The 23,503-nt window shown below is 73.1% G+C and carries 22 protein-coding genes and 1 pseudogene; 12 read left to right on the top strand and 11 right to left on the bottom strand.

Annotation, left to right across the window (positions count from 1 at the left end; genetic code table 11):
• Positions 1 to 24 precede the first annotated feature (24 nt).
• Entirely contained in the window at positions 25 to 2,841 is a 2,817-nt protein-coding gene (locus ACZ5UI_RS14135) for a hypothetical protein (protein ID WP_464187819.1), read from the top strand.
• Here ACZ5UI_RS14135 and ACZ5UI_RS14130 read toward each other — a convergent pair.
• The 3 genes from ACZ5UI_RS14130 to ACZ5UI_RS14120 are packed head-to-tail and all read right to left on the bottom strand — an operon-like array spanning position 2,825 to position 5,967.
• Positions 2,825 to 3,868 (bottom strand): hemolysin family protein, encoded by a 1,044-nt coding sequence (locus ACZ5UI_RS14130; RefSeq protein WP_464187817.1) that lies wholly within the window; start codon positions 3,866 to 3,868, stop codon positions 2,825 to 2,827. The two genes, ACZ5UI_RS14135 and ACZ5UI_RS14130, sit on opposite strands and share 17 nt — an antisense overlap.
• The gene (locus ACZ5UI_RS14125) at positions 3,865 to 5,196 is read right to left on the bottom strand and encodes a hemolysin family protein (protein ID WP_464187815.1); all 1,332 of its coding nucleotides are present in this window, start codon (positions 5,194 to 5,196) and stop codon (positions 3,865 to 3,867) included. The genes ACZ5UI_RS14130 and ACZ5UI_RS14125 overlap by 4 nt, the downstream gene beginning before the upstream one ends.
• Before the next feature lie 24 nt (positions 5,197 to 5,220).
• Positions 5,221 to 5,967 (bottom strand): glutathione S-transferase N-terminal domain-containing protein, encoded by a 747-nt coding sequence (locus tag ACZ5UI_RS14120; RefSeq protein ID WP_464187812.1) that lies wholly within the window; start codon positions 5,965 to 5,967, stop codon positions 5,221 to 5,223.
• Between the two features lie 25 nt (positions 5,968 to 5,992).
• Between ACZ5UI_RS14120 and ACZ5UI_RS14115 the strand changes: the two genes are divergently transcribed.
• Positions 5,993 to 6,757 carry a type III pantothenate kinase gene (locus ACZ5UI_RS14115; RefSeq protein WP_464187810.1) on the top strand — a complete coding sequence of 255 codons (765 nt, stop codon included), beginning with the start codon at positions 5,993 to 5,995 and terminating at the stop codon, positions 6,755 to 6,757.
• A gap of 87 nt (positions 6,758 to 6,844) precedes the next feature.
• Here the strand turns inward: ACZ5UI_RS14115 and ACZ5UI_RS14110 are convergent, their stop codons facing one another.
• Together ACZ5UI_RS14110 and ACZ5UI_RS14105 are read right to left on the bottom strand one after the other, a co-directional pair.
• Positions 6,845 to 7,153: a hypothetical protein gene (locus ACZ5UI_RS14110; RefSeq protein ID WP_464197904.1), complete on the bottom strand. Its 309-nt coding sequence runs from the start codon at positions 7,151 to 7,153 to the stop codon at positions 6,845 to 6,847.
• A 127-nt stretch (positions 7,154 to 7,280) separates the two neighbouring features.
• Positions 7,281 to 7,403: pseudogene (locus ACZ5UI_RS14105) on the bottom strand (hypothetical protein); the annotation flags it as partial.
• Between the two features lie 56 nt (positions 7,404 to 7,459).
• Between ACZ5UI_RS14105 and ACZ5UI_RS14100 the strand changes: the two are divergent.
• From ACZ5UI_RS14100 to lysS, 3 genes are all read left to right on the top strand, one after another.
• On the top strand, positions 7,460 to 8,446 hold the full coding sequence (locus tag ACZ5UI_RS14100; RefSeq protein WP_464187808.1) for a tRNA dihydrouridine synthase: 987 nt from the start codon (positions 7,460 to 7,462) through the stop codon (positions 8,444 to 8,446).
• A gap of 101 nt (positions 8,447 to 8,547) precedes the next feature.
• The gene (greA, locus tag ACZ5UI_RS14095; protein ID WP_464187806.1) at positions 8,548 to 9,027 is read left to right on the top strand and encodes a transcription elongation factor GreA; all 480 of its coding nucleotides are present in this window, start codon (positions 8,548 to 8,550) and stop codon (positions 9,025 to 9,027) included.
• A 10-nt stretch (positions 9,028 to 9,037) separates the two neighbouring features.
• Positions 9,038 to 10,489 (top strand): lysine--tRNA ligase, encoded by a 1,452-nt coding sequence (gene lysS / locus ACZ5UI_RS14090; protein WP_464187804.1) that lies wholly within the window; start codon positions 9,038 to 9,040, stop codon positions 10,487 to 10,489.
• A 24-nt stretch (positions 10,490 to 10,513) separates the two neighbouring features.
• Here lysS and ACZ5UI_RS14085 read toward each other — a convergent pair whose 3' ends face one another.
• A complete protein-coding gene (locus ACZ5UI_RS14085; protein ID WP_464187802.1) occupies positions 10,514 to 11,080 on the bottom strand; it encodes a LiaF domain-containing protein in 567 nt (188 codons plus the stop codon).
• A gap of 228 nt (positions 11,081 to 11,308) precedes the next feature.
• Between ACZ5UI_RS14085 and ACZ5UI_RS14080 the strand changes: the two genes are divergently transcribed.
• The gene (locus tag ACZ5UI_RS14080; RefSeq protein ID WP_464187800.1) at positions 11,309 to 13,885 is read left to right on the top strand and encodes an ATP-dependent Clp protease ATP-binding subunit; all 2,577 of its coding nucleotides are present in this window, start codon (positions 11,309 to 11,311) and stop codon (positions 13,883 to 13,885) included.
• 34 nt (positions 13,886 to 13,919) lie between these two features.
• Here ACZ5UI_RS14080 and ACZ5UI_RS14075 read toward each other — a convergent pair whose 3' ends face one another.
• The gene (locus ACZ5UI_RS14075; RefSeq protein ID WP_464187798.1) at positions 13,920 to 14,393 is read right to left on the bottom strand and encodes a GNAT family N-acetyltransferase; all 474 of its coding nucleotides are present in this window, start codon (positions 14,391 to 14,393) and stop codon (positions 13,920 to 13,922) included.
• Positions 14,394 to 14,421: 28 nt separating this feature from the next.
• Between ACZ5UI_RS14075 and ACZ5UI_RS14070 the strand changes: the two genes are divergently transcribed.
• The gene (locus ACZ5UI_RS14070; RefSeq protein ID WP_464187795.1) at positions 14,422 to 14,643 is read left to right on the top strand and encodes a CDGSH iron-sulfur domain-containing protein; all 222 of its coding nucleotides are present in this window, start codon (positions 14,422 to 14,424) and stop codon (positions 14,641 to 14,643) included.
• Between the two features lie 15 nt (positions 14,644 to 14,658).
• Here ACZ5UI_RS14070 and ACZ5UI_RS14065 read toward each other — a convergent pair whose 3' ends face one another.
• Positions 14,659 to 15,447: a HugZ family pyridoxamine 5'-phosphate oxidase gene (locus ACZ5UI_RS14065; protein ID WP_464197826.1), complete on the bottom strand. Its 789-nt coding sequence runs from the start codon at positions 15,445 to 15,447 to the stop codon at positions 14,659 to 14,661.
• Positions 15,448 to 15,545: 98 nt separating this feature from the next.
• Here ACZ5UI_RS14065 and ACZ5UI_RS14060 point away from each other — a divergent pair, with 98 nt between their 5' ends.
• Both ACZ5UI_RS14060 and ACZ5UI_RS14055 read left to right on the top strand, forming a co-directional pair.
• Entirely contained in the window at positions 15,546 to 16,688 is a 1,143-nt protein-coding gene (locus tag ACZ5UI_RS14060) for an HtaA domain-containing protein (RefSeq protein WP_464187793.1), read from the top strand.
• Positions 16,685 to 17,809: a PKD domain-containing protein gene (locus tag ACZ5UI_RS14055; RefSeq protein WP_464187791.1), complete on the top strand. Its 1,125-nt coding sequence runs from the start codon at positions 16,685 to 16,687 to the stop codon at positions 17,807 to 17,809. Before ACZ5UI_RS14060 ends, ACZ5UI_RS14055 begins: the two co-directional genes overlap by 4 nt.
• Here ACZ5UI_RS14055 and ACZ5UI_RS14050 read toward each other — a convergent pair.
• Genes ACZ5UI_RS14050 through ACZ5UI_RS14040 form a run of 3 tightly spaced genes read right to left on the bottom strand, consistent with a single transcriptional unit; the run spans position 17,772 to position 20,541 of the window.
• Positions 17,772 to 18,596: an ABC transporter ATP-binding protein gene (locus ACZ5UI_RS14050; RefSeq protein ID WP_464187789.1), complete on the bottom strand. Its 825-nt coding sequence runs from the start codon at positions 18,594 to 18,596 to the stop codon at positions 17,772 to 17,774. The genes ACZ5UI_RS14055 and ACZ5UI_RS14050 overlap by 38 nt on opposite strands.
• A 4-nt stretch (positions 18,597 to 18,600) precedes the next feature.
• Positions 18,601 to 19,653: a FecCD family ABC transporter permease gene (locus tag ACZ5UI_RS14045; protein WP_464187787.1), complete on the bottom strand. Its 1,053-nt coding sequence runs from the start codon at positions 19,651 to 19,653 to the stop codon at positions 18,601 to 18,603.
• A gap of 12 nt (positions 19,654 to 19,665) precedes the next feature.
• Positions 19,666 to 20,541 (bottom strand): ABC transporter substrate-binding protein, encoded by an 876-nt coding sequence (locus tag ACZ5UI_RS14040; protein WP_464187785.1) that lies wholly within the window; start codon positions 20,539 to 20,541, stop codon positions 19,666 to 19,668.
• A 97-nt stretch (positions 20,542 to 20,638) separates the two neighbouring features.
• Here ACZ5UI_RS14040 and radA point away from each other — a divergent pair, with 97 nt between their 5' ends.
• The 3 genes from radA (at position 20,639) to ACZ5UI_RS14025 (ending at position 23,496) form a co-directional block, all read left to right on the top strand.
• Positions 20,639 to 22,030, top strand: a complete 1,392-nt coding sequence (radA, locus tag ACZ5UI_RS14035; protein ID WP_464187783.1) for a DNA repair protein RadA — start codon at positions 20,639 to 20,641, stop codon at positions 22,028 to 22,030.
• Positions 22,031 to 22,254: 224 nt separating this feature from the next.
• The gene (locus ACZ5UI_RS14030) at positions 22,255 to 22,680 is read left to right on the top strand and encodes a DUF3592 domain-containing protein (RefSeq protein WP_464187781.1); all 426 of its coding nucleotides are present in this window, start codon (positions 22,255 to 22,257) and stop codon (positions 22,678 to 22,680) included.
• A gap of 3 nt (positions 22,681 to 22,683) precedes the next feature.
• Positions 22,684 to 23,496: a sulfurtransferase gene (locus ACZ5UI_RS14025; RefSeq protein ID WP_464187778.1), complete on the top strand. Its 813-nt coding sequence runs from the start codon at positions 22,684 to 22,686 to the stop codon at positions 23,494 to 23,496.
• Positions 23,497 to 23,503: the final 7 nt, after the last annotated feature.

Below are 23,503 nucleotides of genomic sequence, written 5' to 3'. Positions count from 1 at the left end.
CATGGCGCTGCGTAGCGTCGCGTCATGGGACTGCTGAGGGGTATCACCACGGCCGCCATGACGGCGGCGCTGCTGGCGCTGGGAGCGTCGGCGGCCTCCGCGAACGCGCCGGGCGGCGCCGGCGCGGTCATCACCCACGAGAACGTGCAGCTGGGCGTCAACTCGTGGGGCAACCTGAACTTCGCACCGCCGGACGACACGTCGCCGGATGAGCGCGTGCCGTCGCAGGGCGGCAACTCGACCGTCGGACTGCGCTTCCTGCGCGGCGAGGAGCCGCCGCTGGAGGCGACCGCCGATGGGTGCACCTGCGAGGGCTGGGGCATCGCCGACGCCGGCAGCGGCCTGAGCGGCTCCGCCAACGACGACAGCGGCTACCGCGGCCTGGAGCTGGTCGACTTCAGCTTCGACGAGACCAGCGCCACGTCGATCATGCGCACCAACGGCAGCATCAGCGGCGGCGGCACGGTCGACCGTGCGGTGGTCGAGGGCGATCCGCTGCCCGTCATCGAGGTGCGCCAGGCCTACGCGCCGGCGCCGGGGAGCGACGCGATGTACCAGGACCGCGTCACCGTCACCAACGTCGGCGACGTGCCCGTGACCGACCTGCGCTATCGGCGGGTCATGGACTGGGACGTCGAGCCGACCGCGTTCAGCGAGTTCTCGACGATCGACGGCACCGACACCGCCAACCTGCTGTTCAGCTCCGACGACGGCTTCGACACCGCCGACCCGCTCGGGGCGCGCGGCTTCTCCTCCTATCCGCAGTGCACGGGCGGCGGTGACGACGACTGCACCGGGTTCTTCACCGACGCCGGGCCGGGCGACCACGGCGCGCACTTCGACTTCGGCTTCGGATCGCTCGCGCCGGGCGAGTCCAAGACGTTCTTCGTCTACTACGGCGCGGCACCCGACGAGGCGGGCGCGCTGGACGCCGTCGCGGCGGTCGGGGCCGAGGTGTGGTCGTTCGGGCAGTCCAGCGTGGAGAACGGCCCGACGCTGGGCGTTCCGGCCACGTTCATCTTCGCCTTCTCGACCACCGGCGCGATCGGGGGCGGCAGCGGCCCGGCGCCGTCGCTGACGCTCGACGCGCCAGCGGTCGTGGGCGTCGGAGCGGACGGCTCGACCAAGTCGTTCGACGTCCGCGCGACGCTGCGCAACTTCGGCGGCGCGCCGGCCACGGGGCTGGTCGCCGGGCTGACCGCTCCGTCCGGCCTGACCGTGTCGGGTGGCGGCACCGCCGCGCTCGGCGACCTGGCGCCGGGCATGGTGGCCAACGCCGTGTTCACCGTCGATCCCGACGACGCGTGCGCGGACCGCACGCTGCGCATCGGTGGCACGGCGCAGTGGAACGAGGCGGTCCGCACGCCGGGCCTGACCGCGTCCAAGACGATCATCATCCACGGCACCTGCGGGCGCGTGTTCGGCGTGCTGGCCGGCACCGACCGCTCGGGCCACGGCGGGATCGCCAACGCCCAGGTCGACCTGTGTCCGGCCACGGGCGACTGCTCGACCCCGGTCGACTCGACGCAGACGAACACCGCTGGGCGCTACGAGTTCGGCGAGCTGCCCGAGGCCGACTACCGGGTGATCGCCCATGGGGCCGGCGCGTTCGCCGACCCGGCGTCGCAGACGACGACGGTGTTCCACGTGGGCCCGGGCGCCGACGTGCGTCGGGACTTCACCTGGGAGAACCTCGATCGCGTCGATCCCGACACCGAGATCGGCGGAGCGGGGCTGGTCGGCCTGACCGACGGCTTCCCGACGCTCTACTGGGAGGCCGAGACGCTGATCCGCCACGCGGGGTGCCCGGTCGGCACCGCGGTGGCCGACGCGACGTTCCGCATCATCGGGCCGGCGCCCGACAACGAGGTGTTCTTCTCCGGCCCGATGCGGCTGGAGACCGACGGGGACTTCTCGATCACCGTCCCGCGGCTGTTCCCGCACCATGGTGAAGCGCACGCGGAGTTCGCGATCACCTGCGACGCGGCCGTCACCACCCCAGGGTTCGACCTGTACATCGACCCGAGCGGCAACGTCGTGGACACGCTCGGCCGCCCGGTCGTGGGGGCGACGGTCACGCTGCTGCGCTTCGAGGGAGCGACGCTCGGCTACGTCGCGCCGCCGTCGGGCAGCGCGGTGATGTCGCCGGCCAACCGGGTCAACCCCGACACGACGGACGGCGCCGGCCACTTCGGCTGGGACGTGACCGCCGGGTTCTACGTGGTCGAGGCCCGCAAGGCCGGCTGCCACGCGCCCGGTGACCCGTCCGCGCCGGTCGTGCAGACCCCGACGATGACGATCCCGCCGCCGGTCACCGACATCGTGCTCACGCTGGACTGCGGCGAGGGCGCGACGAGCGGCGGCCAGACGCCGTCGCCGGGAACGTCCTCGGACACCCCGCAGGGGCCGACGCAGCCGTCGGCCGCCGCCTCGGCGCTGGCGACCGATGCCGGTCCGGGTGGCGGAGCGGGCTCCGGCGCCGGGCCGGGCACGCCGAAGCTCACCGTCGGCCTGGCCGGCCGCGGGGTGCGGACGCAGCGCGGGCGGCGGGTGGTGCTGGTGCGGTCGTCGCTGACGCTCAACCGGGGTGGCGGCGTGCGCCTGCGCATCGTCGACGCCAAGGGCCACGCGCTGGCGCTGCTGCCGGGCTCCAAGCTGGGCGCCGTCGCGCAGCTGCGGCGGGCCAGCAGCATCGTGGCCGCGTTGCCGGCAGGCCCGACCGGCGCGACGCTGCGCGTGCCCCGCTCGGCGCTGAAGGCCGGGTCGCGCTACCGGCTGGTGGTCACCGGGAGCACCGGTGGCCGGGGCACTCAGATGGGGAGCTTCAGCTTCCGCGGCTAGCGGCTTCGTCGCGGATCTCGCCGACGAGCTCCTCGAGCACGTCCTCGAGCGCGACGACGCCGAGCACGGCGCCCGCCTGGTCCGTCACCCGGGCCAGGTGGGCGCCGCTGCGTTGCATGGTGGTCAGCGCGGCGCGCAGGCCCACGTCGGCGGACACGCTGACCAGCGGGCGGATCCACGACTGGGCGATCGGCCGGTTGCGGTGGCGGTCCTCGGTCTCCAGCGCGTCCTTGAGGTGCAGGTAGCCGACGAGACCACCGTCGCGCAGGACCGGGAAGCGGGAGAACCCGGTGCTGGCCGCGAGCGCCTCGACGTCGGCGGGCGTCGCGTCGGCGGGCACCGTGACCAGCGAGGCGGTGGGCAGCAGGACGCTGCGCACGTCGCGCTCGGTGAACTCGAGCGCGCCGGTGAGCAGGCGCCCCTCGTCGGCATCGAGGATGCCCTCGCGGCGGGACTCGTCGACCAGGCCGGCGACCTCGTCGCGGGTGAACGCGCTCGTCACCTCGTCGCGCGGGGTGACGCCGACCAGGCGCAGGGTGTGGTTGGCGATCCAGTTGAGCGCGAGGATCGCCGGACGGAGCGCGCGCACGACCATCACCAGCGGCGGCGCCAGCAGCAGCGCGGCGCGATCGGGCCCGGCCAGCGCCAGGTTCTTGGGGACCATCTCGCCCAGGACGATGTGCAGGTAGCTGATGATCGACAGCGCGATCGCGAAGGCGATCGGATGGATCAGGCTGTCGGGGATGCCGATCGACTCGAACGGGCCCTCGAGCGCGTGGGCGATGGCCGGCTCGCCCAGGTAGCCCAGGCCGAGCGAGCAGACGGTGATGCCGAGCTGGGCGCCGGCCAGCATCACCGACACGTGCTCCATCGCGCGCAGGGTGATGCGCGCGCCCATCGCGCCGTCCTGGGCGCGCGGCTCGATCGAGGAGCGGCGCGCGGAGATCAGCGCGAACTCGGCGCCGACGAAGAACGCGTTGAGCACGAGCAGGACGGCGGACAGGAGGAGCGCGGGACCGGTGCTCATCGCTCCTCGGGCTCCTCGGGCGGCGCGGCCTGCAGCTCCAGGCGCACGCGGTCGACGCGCCGGTCGTCCATCGCGGTGACGGTCAGCGTGACGTCGTAGGGGTCGCCGTCGTCGTCGCGGGTGCGCAGGTGGACGGTGTCGCCGACGTCGGGCACGCGGGCCAGGTGCATGGCCAGCAGGCCCGCGAGCGTCTCGTACTCCTCGTCCTCGGGGATCTCGACGCCGACCAGGTCGGCCACCTCGTCGGGGCGCAGCAGGCCCGACAGGTCCCAGGCCGCGCCGTCGCGGCGGGCGCGGTCGTCGCCGGGGTCGTGCTCGTCGCGCACCTCGCCGACGATCTCCTCGACCAGGTCCTCGAGCGTGACCACGCCGTCGACGCCGCCGTACTCGTCGACCACGATCGCCATCTGCAGGCCGCCCTCGCGCAGCGTGGCCAGGAGCGAGTCGAGGTCCAGTGACGTCGGCACCACGACCGGCTCGGACATGATCTCGCGCACGGTCACGGCATCGCGCTCGGCGTGGGGGACGCCGACGGCGCGCTTGAGGTGCACGACGCCCTCGAGATGCTCGCTGCCCTCGCCGAAGACGGGGAAGCGGGAGCGGCCGGTGGCTCGGGCCGACGCGATCACCGCGCTGACCGGGGCGTCGGGCGAGAGCGAGTGCATGCGCACGCGGGGTGTCATCACGTCGCCGGCGTGGCGCTCGCCGAAGGCCAGCGAGCGCTCGACCAGCGTGGCGGTGTCGGCTTCGAGCGTGCCCTGCTGCGCCGAGCGGCGGACCAGCGAGGTCAGCTCCTCGGGCGAGCGGGCGGAGGCGAGCTCCTCCTGGGGCTCGATGCCGAAGCGGTGCAGGAGCGCGTTGGCGCTTCCGTTCAGGAGCGAGATCGCCGGCGCGGCGACGCGACTGAAGCCGCGCTGGAAGCGCTGCACCGCCTTGGCCGTGGCCAGCGGCTGGGCGATGGCCAGGTTCTTGGGCACGAGCTCGCCGAAGACCATCGTCACGATCGTCGCGGCCAGCAGCGCGATCACCACCGCGAGCACGTCGACGACGCTCGCCGGCAGCCCGATCGACGCCAGCGGGCCGTCGATCAGCTGAGCGATCGAGGGCTCGGCCAGGAAGCCGATCAGCAGGTTGGTGACCGTGATGCCGACCTGCGCGGCCGACAGCTGGGTGGACAGCCGCTTGAGCGCGGACAGGACGCCCGCGGCGCCGCGATCGCCGTCGGCAGCGGCCCGCTCCACGCTGGAGCGGTCGACGGTGACGAGCGAGAATTCGGCGGCCACGAACGCGCCGCACGCGACGACCAGCGCGAGCGCGACGAGGATCAACAGGACTTCGACTATGCGCTCAGGCTAGGGGGCGGCCGGAAGCCACTCGGCCGGCAGCGCGCCGGCCGGGACGCTCCCGGGGTACACGGGGAACAGCGCGCCGGCCTTCGCGGTCGCGGGTCGGCCGGCGAACCAGGGCTGCAGATCCTCGACGGCCGACAACAGGCGCACGGTCGAGAGCAGCTGCAGGTCGGCGACGTTGGGGGTGGCGCCGCCGATCGTGCCGTCGGCGATCCAGTCGTCGATCCGATCGAGGTGGCCGGGGAGCGCGCGCAGGTCGGCCATCACCGCGTCGGGGTTGGCCCGGTTGACCGTGCGGGCGGCGCGGATGACCAGCGCCGTGCTGCGGGCGGCGATCGCGTCCGGGATCGGCAGCTCGTAGCCCGCGCTGAAGCTCATCATCGCCGGGGGCACGAACGACAGCGCGGTCCACGGGATCCGCCGGCCCATGGGCTGGAGGATCGTGTCGCCCCACGTCTCGGCCGCCTCGACCCGGGCGCGCAGCGCGTCGTCGTCGGGGACCAGGCGCGGGTGGGGCTCGAGCCCGTCGAGCACCCGCAGGATGGCCATCGAGCCCACGGCGCGGGCGCCGTCGGGGAACACGATCCCGGGCACGGTGCGCCGCCCGAACAGGACGCGCATGGGGACCGTGTGCAGGACCGGAAGGTGCACCACGCGGTCGTAGGCCAGGCCCTTGAGCTGCAGCGCGCGCTCGACGGCGACGCACGGGTGAGAAGCGGGCACGACGTGGAGCACCAGTCGATCGGCCACGTGGGCGAGCATACTTCCCGTCCGCATGCTTCTCGTCGTCGACGTCGGCAACACCCAGACCCATTTCGGCGCCTTTGATGGCGACCAGCTGATCGAGCACTGGCGCTTCGCCACCGTGCGCACCTCCACGGCGGACGAACTGGGCGCCGTCCTGCGCAACCTGATGGAGCTGCGCGGCCTCGGCCTGGCCGACCTCGACGGCTCGATCGTGTCCTCCACGGTGCCCCAGCTGCGACCCGAATGGCGCGCGGTGGGCTCGCGCTACCTGCGCCACGAGACGATCATCGTCGGGCCCGGCATCAAGACCGGGATGGCGCTGCGCTACGACAACCCGCGCGAGATCGGCCCGGACCGGCTGGTCAACGCGGTGGCCTCGTTCGAGGCGATCGGCGGCGCCTGCATCTGCGTCGACTTCGGCACCGCGATCACCTTCGACCCGGTGTCCGCCGACGGCGAGTACCTCGGCGGGATCATCTTCCCGGGCGTCGAGATCTCGATGGAGGCGCTGTCCACCCGCGCCGCCGCCCTGCCGAAGATCGAGCTCCACGAGCCGCGCTCGCTGATCGGCAAGTCGACCATCGACGCGATCCGCTCGGGCATCGTCTTCGGCTTCGCCGGCATGGTCGACTCGGTCGTCGGCCGCCTGCGCGACGAGCTCGGTCACGACACCGCCACCATCGCCACCGGGGGGCTGGCCGCGTCGATCGTCCCGTTCACGGAGTCGATCGACCAGCTCGACGAGATGCTCACGCTCACGGGGCTGCGGCTCCTGTGGGAGCGCAACCGCTGAGGACGTCGGTCAGGCTGTCGACGACCCAGGACGGGTCGTTGACCACCTGGCGCCAGGTGAAGCGCAGCACGCTCCAGTCACGGCGCATCAGGTTCGTCGTGCGACGGGTGTCGCGGGCGAGGGCAGGTGGGCCTTGGCGATCAGCTTGAGGGCGCGTCGTTCGAGCTCGGAGCGGGTGAGGATGTCTCGGGGTCGGGTGATGAGGAGGGCGGCCTTGAGGGGCTTGACTCCGTGGCGGCCGTGGGACTCCTTGATCACCGAGGACATGAGGGTCGGGCGGAGGAGGCGCTTCGCGGTCGCGTCGTCGATGGCCTGGACGAGCTGGTCGAGCGTGAGGACCTCGGCGGCATCGAGGACAAGACCCCAGAGCGCGCCCGTCGAGCAATGAGAGAGCACCGCATCGGGAACCGGCGGCGAGCGTCGCCGCCATCCAGCGCCCGGGCGGCGTCAGACCCGGATGGCCAACGGCGAAGACGCCGCGATGCACGCGGTGCAGCCAGCCCGCCGCGACCCTCCGTCGGATCCCCGACTCCGAGAGCCCGGCGTCGAGGAGCTGCGCGTGACCGACGAGACCGTGCTGTCGAGCCGCGACCCACGCCACGCGCGCGTCCTTGGGAAGCGACGTGCCTGCTGTTAGACCTGTCATGGAGGTGTTAGCGCAGGCACGTCGGAGTTTCGCCCCCCGCGTCGTACCCTGAGGGCGTGCTGACTGACTCGTGGCAGCTGGGCGGGCTGACCGTCCCGAATCGCGTGGTGCTGGCGCCCCTGGCGGGCATCGGCACGTGGTTCGTGCGCCTGCAGGCCAAGCGCTATGGCGCCGGGATGGCGACGAGCGAGATGGTCTCGAGCTTCGCGATCCACTACCGCAACGAGAAGACCCTGAACGAGCTGCTGCGGGTGCATCCGGACGAGCGCACGACGAGCGGTGCGCCGACGTCGCTGCAGCTGTTCGGTCAGGACCCCGAGATCATGCGCAGCGCGGCGGCGTACGTGCGGGAGCACGTGCCCGGCGTCGACGTGATCGACCTGAACATGGGCTGCCCGGTGCCGAAGGTCTGCAAGACGGGCGCGGGCGCGGCGCTGCTCAGCGATCCCGACACGGCGGTCGCGGTGGCCAGGGCCGCGGCCGAGGGCTCCGGGCTGCCGGTCACGGTCAAGCTGCGCTCCGGCCAGCGCAAGGGCGAGACCGACGGCGTGCGGCTCGCGCATCGGCTCGTCGACGAGGCCGGCGTGGCCGCGATCGGCTTCCACCCGCGCAGCGCCCAGGTCCAGCACAAGGGCACGCCCGACTACGCGCTGGCCGCCGAGCTCGTCCGGACCCTGGACGCCCCGGTGATCATCTCCGGCGGCCTGCACGACCTCGAGGCCGCCCAGCACGCCTACGAGGTCACCGGCGCGACGGCGATCATGCTCGCCCGCGGCAGCCTCGGCAACCCGTGGCTGTTCGCGCAGCTGCTGGGCGAGCGCGACGACGAGCCGACCCCCGACGAGGTCGTCACCGAGCTGGAGTGGCTCATGGAGCGCGCCGTCGAGCACATGGGCGAGGACCGCGGCGGGCGCTGGATGCGCAAGGCCTACCCCTGGTACGTCGAGCGCATGGGCGGGGGCAAGGAGCTCCAGGCCGCCATGCAGCGCGCCGACACGATCGCCCAGGCCCGCGAAGCGCTGTTCGCGGCCACGCCCGCGTAGCCGGTCCGCCGCATCACCAGCCACAGAAGAAGGGGAAGTGGCGTTGCTAGACTGCCCGCCCCTCGAAGACGAATCCGCGAGAGAGAAGCGCCCGAGACACCATGCCGAAGGATGTCATCCTCACCCCCGACGGCCTTCAGAAGCTGAAGGACGAGCTCGACGAGCTGTCCACGGCCAAGCGCCGTGAGGTCGCGGCCCGCATCAAGGAAGCCCGCGAGTTCGGCGACATCTCCGAGAACTCGGAGTACGACGACGCCAAGAACGAGCAGGCCATGCTCGAGCAGCGCATCGCGCTGCTGGAAGAGCGCCTCCGTGGCGCCCAGGTCATCGACGCGGAGGACCTCGACACCGATGTCGTCCGTGTCGGCTCGGAGGTCAACGTCAAGGACGAGGACACCGGGAACAGCCAGAAGTTCATGATCGTGGGCTCGGCGGAGGCCAAGCCCCCGGAGCGGCTCTCCAACGAGTCACCGGTCGGCCGCGCGCTGATTGGCCACAAGAAGGGCGACGTCGTCGACGTGGTCCTGCCCAACGGCAAGAAGCGCCAGCTGAAGATCACCAAGATCGACGTCGGTCTGTAGGCCGCGGGACGTGTCCGAAGAGGAGCTTCCCGAGCTCCTCGCCCAGCGGCGAGCCAAGCTCGAGCGACTGCGGGCTGACGGGATCGACCCGTTCCCGCACGCGTTCCCGGGCGTGGTGCCCGCTGCGCGGGTCGGCGCCGAGCACGAGGACCTGCCCGCGGGCGAGGAGACCGACGACCGCTACCGGATCGCCGGCCGCCTCGCCGCGCGTCGCGGGCAGGGCAAGATGGCCTTCCTCGACCTGGTCGACCGCTCCGGGCGCCTGCAGCTGCAGGCGCGCGTGGACGTGCTCGGCCCGGAGAAGATGGAGCGCCTGCTCGGCCTCGACCTGGGCGACCTGATCGGCGTCGACGGCGTCGCGATGCGCTCCAAGCGGGGCGAGATCTCGCTGCGCGTCGACGACGTCACCGTGCTGGCCAAGTCGCTGCGCCCGCCGCCCGACAAGCACCACGGCCTGGCCGACGTCGAGACGCGCTACCGCCAGCGCGAGCTGGACCTGATCGCCAACGAGGAGGCGCGCGACCTGTTCGTGCTGCGCGCGAAGGTCGTCTCCGCGGTGCGCGCCCAGCTGGACCAGGACGGCTTCGTCGAGGTCGAGACGCCGGTGCTGCAGCCGCTGTACGGCGGCGCGCTGGCCCGGCCGTTCGTCACCCACCACAACGCGCTGGACCGCGACCTGTACCTGCGCATCGCCACCGAGCTGTACCTCAAGCGGCTGATCGTGGGCGGCCTGGAGAAGGTCTACGAGCTGGGTAAGGACTTCCGCAACGAGGGCATCTCGCCCAAGCACAACCCCGAGTTCACGATGGTCGAGTGGTACGAGGCCTACGCCGACTACGAGGACGAGGCGCGCCGCCTGGAGCAGCTGGTCAGCGGCGTCGCCACGGCCGTCGGCTACGCGGGCGAGCTCGACTTCACGCCGCCGTGGCGCCGCGTCACCCTGCGCGACGCGATCCTCGAGGCCACGGGCGTCGACATCCTGGCCAGCCGCGATCGCGACGCGCTGGCGGCGGCGATCGGCGACCAGGTGCCCACCGAGGGGCGCACGTGGCCGCAGCTGGTCGACGACCTGTTCTCCAAGGCCGTCGAGCCGACGCTCGTCCAGCCGACGTTCGTCATCGACTACCCGGTCGAGCTGTCGCCCTTCGCCAAGCGCCACCGCAGCGGGGCCGAGGGCCTGGTCGAGCGCTTCGAGGCGTTCGTCGGCGGCATGGAGATCGCCAACGCCTTCACCGAGCTCAACGACCCCGACGACCAGCGCGCGCGCTTCGAGCAGCAGGTCCGCTACGCCGCCGAGGGCGACGACGAGACGCAGCCGTTCGACGAGCTGTTCCTCGCGGCGCTGGAGCACGGCATGCCGCCGACCGGCGGCCTGGGCCTGGGCATCGACCGCCTGGTCATGGTCATGAGCGGCCGGCGGTCGATCCGCGAGGTCGTGCTGTTCCCCGCCATGCGCGACTGAGCGAGCCGCCTGGCGTCGTCGCCGCTACGAGGCGCGCACGACGTGCAGCTCGCCGAAGCCGACGCGCGCGTCGATCTCCAGTCGCGGCGCGCCCGGCCCGGCGCCCGACGCGCGCGTGCGGTCCACGCCGATCCCGTCCTCCTGGAGGCCGAAGGCCCGCGCGTTGCCGGCCAGCACGCGCCCGTCGACCACGACCTCGACGCCGCGCGGCACGATCACCAGCGCCTGGCCGAAGCCGACGTCGACCTGGGTCCGCGTCGTGCCCCGCGGGAAGGCGACGTCGCGCAGGTCCAGCCGCAGCTGACCCGCGCCCAGCTCGAAGCCCCCGGCCAGCGCGGCCGCCGACTGCGGGCGCGGGGTGCGCTCGCCGACGCCGCTGCCCATCGGCAGCCCCAACGCGAAGCCGGCCAGGACGGCGAGGACCACGAGCGTCGCGCTGATCAGGCCCAGGCCGGCGGCGATGGCCAGGCCCACGCGCAGGCGGCGCGAGGAGGAGGTCTGGGGCGCGGGCGGCTCGGGATCGGGGCGGGCCGCCTCCCAGGTGGGGGCGACGCGCACGAAGCGCTGCTCTTCGAGGGCGGTGGGCGACATGGGTGGAGCATCGCGCGCCACGTTCCGGGGAACCATCGGGGATGACCCTGGCCGCACCCTGACGAACCCCGGGGACCGCCGGTCCCCACTGGTAGACTGCCCTATGCCCGCGATAGGACCCGCAACTCAGCTTTCGGCCCCCACAGGTCGATAACACGAGTAGCGGGTAGTTCACCGTCCCCGAACCGAACAAGACCCCAGCGCCGCCCAGTAGGAAGGACGTACTCCATGTTCGAGCGATTCACAGAACGAGCCCGCCAGGTCGTCGTTCTCGCGCAGGAGGAGGCGCGGACGCTCAAGCACAACTACATCGGCACCGAGCACATTCTCCTCGGCCTCCTGCGTGAGGAGGAGGGCCTCGCCGCTCGCGTGCTCGAGTCGCTTGACATCACCGTGGAGCGGGTGCGCGCGCAGGTCGTGCGCATCGTCGGCTCCGGCGAAGAGGTGACGTCAGGCCAGATCCCCTTCACGCCACGTGCGAAGAAGGTGCTTGAGCTGGCGCTTCGCGAAGCGCTGAGCCTTGGCCACAACTACATCGGCACCGAGCACATCCTGCTCGGCCTGGTCCGGGAGAACGAGGGCGTCGCGGCCCGCATCCTCCTCGACTTCGACGCCGACTCCGAGAAGATCCGCAACGAGGTCATCCGGATGCTGTCCGGTCCCGGCGGTCGCCGCCAGGGCTCCGGCTCCGGTTCGAGCGCGGCGGCCGGCTCGGCCGCCCAGGGCGAGGGCAAGAAGTCGTCCAAGCTCCTGGACCAGTTCGGCCGCAACCTGACCAAGCTGGCCTCCGACGGCAAGCTCGATCCGGTCGTCGGTCGCGAGACCGAGATCGAGCGGATCATGCAGATCCTCTCGCGCCGCCAGAAGAACAACCCCGTGCTCATCGGCGAGCCCGGCGTCGGCAAGACCGCCGTCGTCGAAGGCCTCGCCCAGCGCATCACCAACGCCGACGTGCCGGAGCTGCTGAAGGGCAAGCAGATCTACACGCTCGACCTGGCCGCGTTGGTCGCCGGTTCGAAGTACCGCGGCGAGTTCGAGGAGCGCCTCAAGAAGGTGATGAAGGAGATCACCCAGCGGGGCGACATCATCCTGTTCATCGACGAGCTCCACAATCTCGTCGGTGCCGGTGCGGCCGAGGGCGCGATCGACGCGGCCTCGATCCTCAAGCCGGCGCTGGCGCGTGGCGAGCTGCAGACGATCGGCGCCACGACGCTCGACGAGTACCGCAAGTACCTCGAGCGCGACGCGGCGCTGGAGCGGCGCTTCCAGAAGATCACGGTGAACCCGCCGTCGATCGAGGAGACCGTGCAGATCCTCAAGGGCCTGCGCGATCGCTACGAGGCGCACCACAAGATCAACATCACCGACGAGTCGCTGGAGGCCGCGGCGGAGCTGTCGGACCGCTACATCAGCGACCGCTTCCTGCCCGACAAGGCGATCGACCTCATCGACGAGGCCGCCGCCCGCATGCGCATCAAGTCGATGACCTCCCCGCCCGTGTACCGGGACCTCGAGGAGGAGATCGAGACGACGCGGCGCCAGAAGGAGACCGCGATCGAGGCGCAGGAGTTCGAGAAGGCCGCCAACCTCCGCGACAAGGAGCGGCGCCTGACGAACAAGAAGCGCGAGCTCGAGGAGCAGTGGGAGCAGGGCGAGTCCGGCGACCGTCCCTCGATCGGCGAGGAGGAGATCGCGGACATCGTCTCGATGTGGACCGGGATCCCCGTCTTCAAGCTGACCGAGGCCGAGACGCAGAAGCTGATGCGCATGGAGGAAGAGCTCCACAAGCGCGTCATCGGGCAGACCGCCGCCGTCGAGGTCATCTCGAAGGCGATCCGGCGCTCGCGGGCCGGGCTCAAGGATCCCAAGCGGCCGACCGGTTCGTTCATCTTCCTCGGGCCTTCGGGCGTGGGCAAGACCGAGCTGGCCCGCACGCTCGCCGAGTTCCTGTTCGGTGACGAGGACTCGATGGTCCGCATCGACATGTCGGAGTACATGGAGAAGCACGCCGTGTCCCGCCTGGTCGGCTCGCCTCCCGGCTACATCGGGTACGACGAGGGCGGCCAGCTGACCGAGGCCGTGCGGCGCAAGCCGTACTCGGTGCTCCTGCTCGACGAGATCGAGAAGGCCCACCCGGACGTGTTCAACATCCTCCTGCAGATCCTGGAGGACGGCCGTCTGACCGACGCCCAGGGGCGCACGGTCGACTTCCGGCACGCGATCGTGATCATGACCTCGAACATCGGGGCCAGCGAGATCGCGCGCAACACGCCGCTCGGGTTCGCGGTCACCGAGGACGAGACCGGCATCACGTACGACGACATGAAGAACCGGATCATGGGAGAGCTGAAGAAGGTCTTCCGCCCCGAGTTCCTCAACCGCATCGACGACGTGATCGTGTTCCACAAGCTGCAGAAGGACGAGATCAAGCAGATCGTCGACCTGCTGCTGCTGCGGATCCGCGGTTCCCTGGCGGAGCGCGAGCTCCAGCTGGAGCTGTCGGAGTCGGCTCGCGACTTCCTGGTCGACAAGGGCTGGGACCCGGCCATGGGCGCGCGTCCGCTGCGTCGCGCGATCCAGCGCTACATCGAGGACCCGCTGGCGGACTTCGTCCTGCGCAGCGAGCTGCACGCCGGCCAGATCGTCCTGGCCGACGTCCCCTCGGGCCCGGAGAACGACGGTGCCGAGATCGAGCTCACGCTGCTCGACGGTGCGCCGGCGCTCGTCGGCGCCGACGGCGGGCCGGAGTCCGAGGCCCACGACGCCTCAGACGACGCGCCACCGTCCGAGACGGCGGCCGAGTAAGCATCCGGAACGGGCGGCCCACGGGCCGCCCGTTTCAGTTCAGGAGCAGCTCGAGCACGTGCTGGGGTCCCAGGACCCCGGCGGTGTACAGCTCGCCCGTGTCGCGGAAGCCCGCGCGCAGGTAGGCGCGCCGGGCCACCGCGTTCTGCCGGTTGACCGTCAGGGCGATGCGGTCGGCCTCGGGGTAGTGCTCCCGCACGTAGGCGGGCAGCGCCTGCAGCAGCGCGGTGCCCAGCCCGTTGCCCTGGCGGCCGGCCGCCACGTAGAACGCGCGCACGCCGACCGTGCCGGGTCGGTGCACGGCGATCATCGACGCCCCGGTGTCGAGGATCAGGAACGCGAACGGCTCGCCGTCGTCGTCCAGCGCGGTGACCGGGCGGCGCAGCGGCGTGGCGGTGGTCAGCGCGATCGTGTCGCGGGCGCGACCCGAGTAGCGCACCTGCTCGGGCAGCGGCTCCAGCGCGATCACGCGCTCGCGCAGCTCGGGCGTCACCTCGGTCAGGCGCATGCGCGGTGCAGGGTACGCTCGGTCACGCATGACCGATGAGCCGATCGTCGAGATCAAGGTCCGCGACAACGGTCCCTACAAGGTCACGGGGCCGATCCGCCTGATCGACGTCGACGGGCGCGCGTGGGAGCTCGAGGCAGGGCGCGCGGTGGCGCTGTGCCGCTGCGGGCTGTCGTCCGACAAGCCGTTCTGCGACCGCGCCCACCGTGACGGGGGCTTCGAGAGCTGCGCGCGGGCGCCCGCCGGGTAGGGCGGGCGCGCCGACTCAGGTGGCCAGCAGCTTGCGCGAACGCCGCGCGAGCTCGACCGTCGCGCTGCGCAGGCCGTTGGGCTCGGTGATCGGCTCGGCGAAGCCGACGCGCGTCGTGGCCCGGCCCCGCGGCGTGTGCACGACCAGATCGAGGCCGTAGCGGTCCGCGGCGGTGCAGCGGGCGTGCGTGGCGTCGGTGTAGCCGGCGATGGCCCGGGCCATGTCCAGCAGCGCGTCGTCGTGATCCTCGTTGAGGTGCGCGACCGCGTAGGGCGCCGAAGCGGCCACCGGATCGGGCTCGGCGGCGTGGTAGGACGCCGCGTCGGCGGAGGCCATGCGCCCGAAGCCGCCGACCCAGCGCACGCGCTCGATCTGCAGGACGTAGATCGTGAAGTCACCGAAGTCCATGAACGCGGCCGCGTCCTGGACCGCGTTGCGGTAGGCGTCGCGGGCGTCCTCGAGCGCCAGGCCGGTGGGGACGATGGCGGTGCCGGCCAGCGTCACGCGGCCGGAGTCCAGCGGGTCGTTGTCGCCGGGGCTGGAGGCGACGACGAGCGAGGCGCGCGGGTCGCGCGGAAGGTTGCGGCCGTGCTCGGCCAGCGTGGACAGGCACAGGACCGGCGAGCCGTCGGCCAGCGTGCCGTAGGTCACGAACGAGCCCCACGGGTGGCCGTCCTCGCTGAGCGAGGCGAGCGTGGCGAGGTTCGTGCCCGCGACGATGGTGCGCGCCTCCTCGGCGGCGGTGCGGCGGCGAACGTCGCCGATGCCTTCGGTCAGCGGGCCAGGGGAGGCAGGCTGGGCCATGCCGGGCGGCACCTGGTGGGGCGTCGCCTGGGCCGAGTGGGGGTTGGCCGGAGCGGCGGTGTCAGTCACGTCGCTTAGGTTACCCTAAGCCCCTCCCCATGGCCATTCTCCGTCTGTCGTTCTTCGCCTCCGCCGCCGCGCTCGCCACGGCGGCCACCGTCGCCTCCGCAGCCCACGCCCAGGACACGCGGATCGCGCTGCGCGGACCGGCCGCGGCATCGCTGCAGGCGCAGGGGATCCAGGTGTCGGCGGGCCGGCCGGCCAAGGCCACGCGCGGCGGCGTCGCGCTGCCCACGACGACCGTGAAGATCTCCGGCCGCACGGCGACCGTCGGCCACGGCGGGACGCTGAAGCTCGCCAGCGGTGGCCGCTCGGTGACGCTGAGCGGCCTGCAGGTGACGGTCGGCTCGCGTTCTTCGCTGAGCGCCGTCGTCGGGGGGCGGCGCCGCACGATCGCCAGGATCACCGCACCGGACACGCGCCGCGCGGTCGATCCGGCGGGCACCTACGTGACCGAGGCGCCGCTGACGCTGACCAGCTCCGCCGTGCGCCTGCTGCGCTCGTCGCTGCACAAGCCGGGGCTGGCCGGTGGCCGCCTGGGCACCGTGGATCTCGAGGCCTCGACGACGGCCGCGCCGAGCGGCGGCGACATCCCCGGCGCGCCCGCCGCGCCGACCGTCACCGGACCGCCGACGCCGGGCGCCGCGACCGCCTCGACGCGCCCGGCCGCCGCGACGTCGATCAGCGGGGGGACGGTGACCTGGTCGCCACGGGCCTCGTGGCTGAACTACCTGGCCTCCAGCGGGGAGGCGGGCAGCGTCACGGCGCAGGCGCCCGCCACCTACGACGGCACGTCGCGCTTCACGCTGCCCATCACCAGCGGGTGGTTCGACGCGGCCACGGGCGGCGCGCTGATCACCACGGCCGGCGCGACGAACTTCCGCTGGAAGGGCCACTCGCTGGACATGTCCTTCGCCGACTGGACCTACGACCTCGCGGCGGCGACGCCCAAGGCGGTCGTCAAGGTCCAGCGCGCGTCCGGCTCCCCGAAGTCGGTGATCGGCAGCCGGCAGTCGATCGGCCTGCTCAAGCTCAACGGCGTCACCCCGGTCGTCTCCGGCGCGACGGTGACCTGGACCGACGTTCCGATGACGCTCGCCGCGGAGGGCGTCTCGCTGTACCGCGCGTACCTCTACGACAGCGATCAGGGCCAGGTCACGATCTCCGCGACGCTCGGGTGAGACGGGCCCTCGCGTTGGCCTGCGCGGCGCTCGCCCTGAGCGCGGCGCCCGCCTTCGCGGACCCCGGGATCGCCTTCGAGGTCGACGGCCGCGACGTCACGGTCAGCGCGGCGCAGCTGGCCGCGGCCGCCGACGTGGCGCCCACGACCTACGTGGTCGACGGCGTGGCCCAGTCGCTGACCGGCACGTCGGTCCGCGCCGCCGTGGCTTTGGCCGGGGCCGATCCCAACGCGGTCAGCGCGGTGACGGCCAGCGCGGACCTGGCGCTGCTGCAGCTGACGCGGCCCGAGCTGGGCGCCGTGCCGCCGTTCCCGGAGGGTCCCGCGCTCGTGTGGATCGACGCCGACGGGCGCACCTCGCTGCTGCGCCCGGCGACGGCCAGCGGTCGCGCGGCGCAGGTGATCCGCTCGGCGCCCAACGCGCCGCTGGACGTGACGATCGAGGGCGCGACGCTGCTCGAGGTGGCGATCATCGCCAGCGTCGAGAAGGCCGACGTCGGCCAGCGGGTGCCGCTGCTGGCCCAGTCCAGCACGGAGGACGCGACCTACACCTGGGACTTCGGCGACGGCACCAGCGAGGTCGGCTCCGAGGTCGATCACGCGTTCGCGCGGGCCGGGCGCTACCGCGTCACCGTGACGGTGTCCGACGGCGCCGGCGGCGGCGGGACATCGGACCCGGTGACGATCGTCGTCGGCGACCCGAAGCGCCGCACCGCGGATGCGGTCCGTGGGACGGACACCGGACGCGACTCCGCCGCGGCGCCCGCGCCCGTCCCGGCGGCGCCCGCGCCGGCGGCGACGCCCGCCCCGGCGCCCGCGGCCGAGCCGGAGGTCACGCCGCAGGCGACGCCGAAGGCCACGCAGCAGAAGCCGCGCAAGCGGTCCAAGCCCAAACCGGACGAGCCCGAGCAGGCGCCGCCGAAGATCGATCCCGACGCCGTCTCCGGCACGTTGCTGGCCGACGCGTCGACGCCGGAGTCGATCGCCGTCCAGCAGGCGGTCGTGGCCGCGTCGGTGCCCGACACCGACGGCGGCTTCCACGTTCCGCCGGGCCTGGTCGTGGCGCTCGCCGCCGCGGCGGCGCTCAGCCTGGGAGCGTGGGCGGAACGCCGACGTCGGTAGTCGACGGTCGCTCGTCCAGCCAGCGCACGTGCAGGGCGGTGCGCCCGCTGCCGTCGGCCTCCAGCTCGGCGTGCACGTGCCACACGTCGCGCAGCTGCTCGGTGTGCAGCACCTCGGCCGGCGTGCCGGTGGCCACCGAGCGCCCGTTGGAGATCACCACCACCTCGTCGGCCACGGCGGCGGCCAGCGCCAGGTCGTGCACGACGAGCACGACGGCCAGGCCCTCGTCGGCCAGGCCGCGCAGCAGGCGGGCCATCGCCGAGGTGGCGCCCAGGTCCAGCGCGGAGGTCGGCTCGTCGGCCATCAGCACCGGTGCCTCCTGGGCCAGGCCGATGGCGATCTGCACGCGTTGCAGCTCGCCGCCCGACAGCGTCGTCAGGCGCCGGTCGGCAAACGCGAGCACGCCGGCGCGGTCCATCGCCCGCTCGGCCGCGTCGCGATCGCCCGAGCCGAGCCGCTCCAGCGGACGCAGGTGGGGCGAGCGGCCGATCAGCACGGCCTCGCGCACGACGATCCCCTCCGGCACGCGCGGGCGCTGGGGGATGTAGGCGCGGATCAGCGCGAGCTTGCGGGCCCGGATCGATCCGAGGTCCTCGCCGTTCCAGCGCACCGAGCCGCCGGCCAGCTTCTGCAGGCCGGCCGCCGCACGGGCCAAGGTCGACTTGCCGGCGCCGTTGGGGCCGACGACCGCGACGAGCTGGCCGGCGTCGACGCTCAGGTCGGCGCCGTGGAGGATCTCCTTGTCGCCGATCCGCACTGCGGCATCGCGCACCTCGAGGATGGCCACCGGACTACACGGCCTTCCGCAGCAGCCACAGGAACAGCGGCACGCCGATCACGACCATCATCGGGCCGACGGGCAGCTCGAGCGGCGCCTTGAGCGTGCGCGCGACGACATCGCCGGCGGTCAGCAGCGCGGCGCCGGCCAGCGCGGAGATCGGCACGACGTAGGTGTTATTCGAGGTCCCGCCCAGCAGGCGCACGGCGTGGGGGATGACGATGCCCAGGAAGCCGAGCAGGCCGGCCAGCGCGGCCGAGCCGGAGGCCAGGATCGCCGCCGCCAGGATGGCCAGCACCCGCACGACGCGCGGCGAGGTGCCCAGCGACGCGGCCACCTCGTCGCCCAGCGCGAGGCGATTGAGCGGGCGCATCAGCGTGAACGCGAGCACCAGCCCGACGATCAGGTAGGGCGCGACGCTGCGGATCGTCGGCCAGCCCTCGGTCTGCAGCGAGCCGGCCAGCCACATGACGGCCGACGGCGCGCGGCTCGGGTACAGGGCCATCAGCATCGACGTGCCGGCGGTGAAGATCGCGCCGATCGCGATGCCCGACAGGATCAGCCGCCCGACGCCGCCGCGGTGCACGCCGGTCCACGAGAGCGCGATCACCAACAGCGCGGCGAGCAGGCCGAAGACGAGCGCGCTGAGCGGCAGCAGCGCGACGTGGCCCGGGGACATGAGGATGATCACCATCGCGCCGAACGCCGCGCCGCCGGTCACGCCGACCACGTCGGGCGAGGCCAGCGGGTTGCCCAGCGAGCCTTGGAGCATCGCGCCGGCCACGCCCAGCGACGCGCCGACGGCGATGGCCGTGACCGTCCGCGGCAGGCGCAGCTGCAGGATGATCTCGCGGTCGACGCCGCTGGCCTGGTGGCCGGTCAGCCAGCCGAACAGCGACTTGACGACCTCGCTGAGCGGCACGGTGACCGAGCCGAAGGCCAGCGAGCAGCACACCGCCGCGATCAGCGCGACGAGCACGCCGAGGGCGACCGCCGTCCGGCGCACGCCGGTGCGCGCGGGGGTGTGCAGCTGTGGTGCGGGCCGCTCCGTGGCCGCGGTGGCCATCTGCGACAGCCCCTAGTTCTTCAGGTAGTCGCGCCGGACCTTGCGGATCAGGCTGGCGGGGTCCGAGGTGGCCTGCAGGAGGAGGTCGTCGGTGGGCACGTAGATGCGCCCGCTCTTGGCCGCCTTGGTCTTGCGCCAGGGCGCGAAGTTCTTGTAGTAGCGGGCGATCGTGTCGACGTCGCTGGCGGCGCCGTGCGGCACGACGATGATCACGTCGGGGTTCATCTGCACGACGGCCTCGTTGGAGAGGTTGCCGACGACGGCGCCCTCGTTCGTCGTGGCGATCGGCTTGATGTTCTTCGTGACCAGCTCACCGCCCGCCGCCTCGATGATGTCGCCGCCCCAGGAGTTGCCGAGCATGGCCAGCGTGTACTGGGCCAGGCCCATGACCAGCAGCACGCGCGGGTGGCTCTTGGGGTTGGTCGCGGCGGCGCGGTAGGCGCTCTGCACGCGGTTGGCCAGCGCCACGCCCTCGGACGGCTTGCCCACGAGGTTGGCGATCTTCTTGATGCCGATCGGCACCGTTCCCAGCCGCTGCGGATCCAGGGAGTCGTAGACCGTGATGCCGAGGTTCTGGATGCGCGGGGTGCCGGCCCGCCAGATCGGCGACGAGAAGACGGTGTCGGGGCGCAGCGAGACGAGCTGCTCGAGGTTGGGCCCGTTGGGGTGGCTGAGCGTCAGGCGCTTGACGCCGTTGAGCCGGGGATCCAGGCCTTCCTCGCCGGCGCCGGGCTCGCCGACGGCGACGGGCGTGACGCCGAGCTGAGCCAGGACGTTCGCGGTGAAGGGGGTGATGGCGACGATCCGTCCGGGGTCGGCGGCGTTCGCGGTGGAGGCGAACAGCAGAACGGCGAGGACGGCGGCGATGAGGGGGCGGGCGAGCTGCATCGGCGGCCATGGTATTAGGTGTGCCTAAGCGGGCACGCTCATTTGGCGCGTGGGGGCGAGGACGTCGGGTGCAGGGCCTACGGTTGTCGATCCCACCATGGCGCGCGCTTCCACCATCCACGTCTGCTCGGCCTGTGCCCACGTCGAGCCCCGCTGGCAGGGCCGCTGCCCCGGCTGCGGCGAGTGGAACACCTTCGTCGAGGAGCAGGCGCCGACCGCGGCGGCGTCCCCCGGCCGTCCACGCAGCGGCTCCGCCTCGTCCGGGCGGGCGGTCAAGCCCATCCGGCTGCGCGACGTCGCGGCCCCGCGCGTCGCGCGGCTGTCGACCGGCATCGGCGAGTTCGATCGCGTCCTCGGCGGCGGCCTCGTGCCCGGTTCGCTCGTGCTGCTCGGCGGCTCGCCGGGCATCGGCAAGTCGACGCTGACCGGCATGGCGATGGGCAACCTGGCCGGCGCGGGCGTCGGGACCCTGTACGTGTCCGGCGAGGAGTCGGCGGCCCAGGTCAAGCTGCGCGCCGCGCGGCTGCCCGGCGCGGCGCTCGACGTGCCGGTGCTGGCCGAGACGGATCTGGAGACCGTCGTGGCCACGCTGCTGGTCGAGCGGCCCGAGGTGTGCGTGATCGACTCGGTCCAGACGCTGCATGCGGGCGAGCTGAGCGGCGCGCCCGGCTCCGTCGGCCAGGTGCGCGAGGTCGCGGGCCGGCTGGCCCGCGTGGCCAAGGAGACCGGCACCGCCGTGCTGCTGGTCGGCCATGTGACCAAGGAGGGCGCGCTGGCCGGTCCGCGCGTGCTCGAGCACCTCGTCGACTGCGTGCTGCAGTTCGAGGGCGAGCGCGAGCGCACCTACCGCACGCTGCGCGCGCTGAAGAACCGCTTCGGCTCGACCAACGAGGCCGGCGTCTTCGAGATGCGCTCGGGCGGGCTGGTCGAGGTGCTCGACGCCAGCGGCCGGTTCGTGGGGGAGGCGACGCGCGCTCCCGGCAGCGTCGTGCTGGCCTCGATGGAGGGCTCGCGGCCGCTGCTGGTCGAGGTGCAGGCGCTGGTCTCGCCCAGCGAGATCGTGCCGCCCCGGCGGATGGTCAACGGCATCGACCGCAACCGGGTGGCCCTGGTGCTGGCCGTCCTGGCCCGCCACGCGGGCGTGGCCACGGGCTCGGCCGACGTGTTCGTCAACGTCGTCGGCGGCGTCCGCGTCGACGAGCCGGGGGCGGATCTGGCCGTGGCGCTGGCCGTCGCCTCCGCCGTGCGCGGCGCGTCGCTGGGCGGCGACTCGCCGCAGCCGCTGGCCTGCTTCGGCGAGGTCGGGCTGACCGGCGAGCTGCGCTCCGTCGGCCACCCGGAGCGGCGCTTGGACGAGTGCAAGAAGTTCGGGCTGCGCACGGTCGTCGCGCCCGAGGGCAGCGGCGGACACGCGCTGGCCGTCAGCTCGCTGCGCGCGGCCCTGCGCGCGGCGCTGCCGCCCGAGGGCCGCGCGGCCCGCGCCGCCTGAGCCGCGCGCGCGTTTCCGGCCGGCATCGAGGGCCGCCCGGGCCGCGCGTCGGCTCCTGCCGCCGCGGGTTCTGGCCCGTCCGCGCGCTCCGGCGGGACGTGGGGCCACCCGCCGCCGTTGTCCGATACGACCCGCATGCCGGGCTCGAGCGGACAACGGCGATCGCGGCGACGTCCCCCCGCGGCCCACGCATCAGTCGGGGGCGCGGCGGGAACGCTGAGCGCATGGGGCTCCTGCTCATCGCGGCGGTCATCCTGGTGGCCGGCGTGAGCGTGATGGTCGTCGGCGCGCGGCGGTCGCGGACCGCGGCCGGGCTGCGCGAGGGCGCGCGCGCCGAGGCGACGATCGTGGACACCAAGACGGATTGGACGCCGATGCTGTTCGACCCGCTGGGCGGCCCGGCCACCCGGCCGGTGGTGCGCTTCCAGCCCGCCGACGGGCCGCAGGTGCAGACGCGCGCGGCGACCCCGCCGGGCCTGTTCCGCGTCGGCGACGCCGTCGTCGTGCGCTACGACCCGCGCCGGCCCAGCCACGCGCAGCTGGACAGCTGGGTGAGCAACGGCGGCAACGGCGCGATCCTGCTGGTCGGCGGCTGCGCGCTGACGGTGATCGCGGCGTTGCTGACCGCGCTCAACGTCGCCACGATGTAGGGCATGGATCCGATCGTCGACGTCGCCTGGCTGCGCGACCACCGCGCCGAGGTCGTCGTCGCGGACGTGCGCTACTACCTCGACGGGCGCTCCGGGCGCGAGGCCTACGCCGGCGGGCACCTGCCCGGCGCGGTGTTCGTCGACCTGCACGAGGCGCTGGCCGACCCGCCCTCCGCCGAGCGCGGCCGCCACCCGTTCCCCTCGCCCGAGCACTTCGCGCAGGCGCTCGGCGCGCTGGGCATCGCCGACGACGCCGCGGTCGTGGCCTACGACGACACCGGCGGGATCATGGCCGCCCGGCTGGTCTGGATGCTGCGCGTGATCGGTGCCCCCGCCGCGCTGCTGGACGGTGGCCTGCCGGCCTACGACGGGCCGCTGGAGCAGGACACGCCGCTGCGCGCGACGGTGCAGCGCACGCCGGTGCCCTGGCCGGCCGAGCGGCTGGCCGACATCGACGAGGTGGCGACCACCGCGGCGCCGCTGCTCGACGCGCGCGCCGGCGCGCGCTTCCGTGGCGAGGTCGAGCCGCTGGATCCGCGGGCCGGCCACATCCCGGGCGCGCGCAACGTCTCGACCGCCGCCAACCTCGCCGCCGACGGCCGCTTCCGCGCGCCGGCGGACCTGCGCAAGCGCTTCGAACGCCATGGCCTGGCCGCCGCTGACACCCCGATCGCCTACTGCGGATCGGGGGTCAGCGCGTGCCATCTGCTGCTCTCGATCGAGCACGCCGGGCTGGGAATGGGACGGCTGTATCCCGGTTCCTGGTCGCAGTGGAGTGCCGACCCCGCGAGACCCGCCGAAAAACATGGCGGTTAGCAGGGCT

It is taken from the genome of Conexibacter sp. JCM 18997 (genome assembly GCF_055391915.1).
The sequence above is the reverse complement of the archived record's forward strand: the minus strand, read 5'-3'. Positions and strand labels throughout refer to the sequence as shown.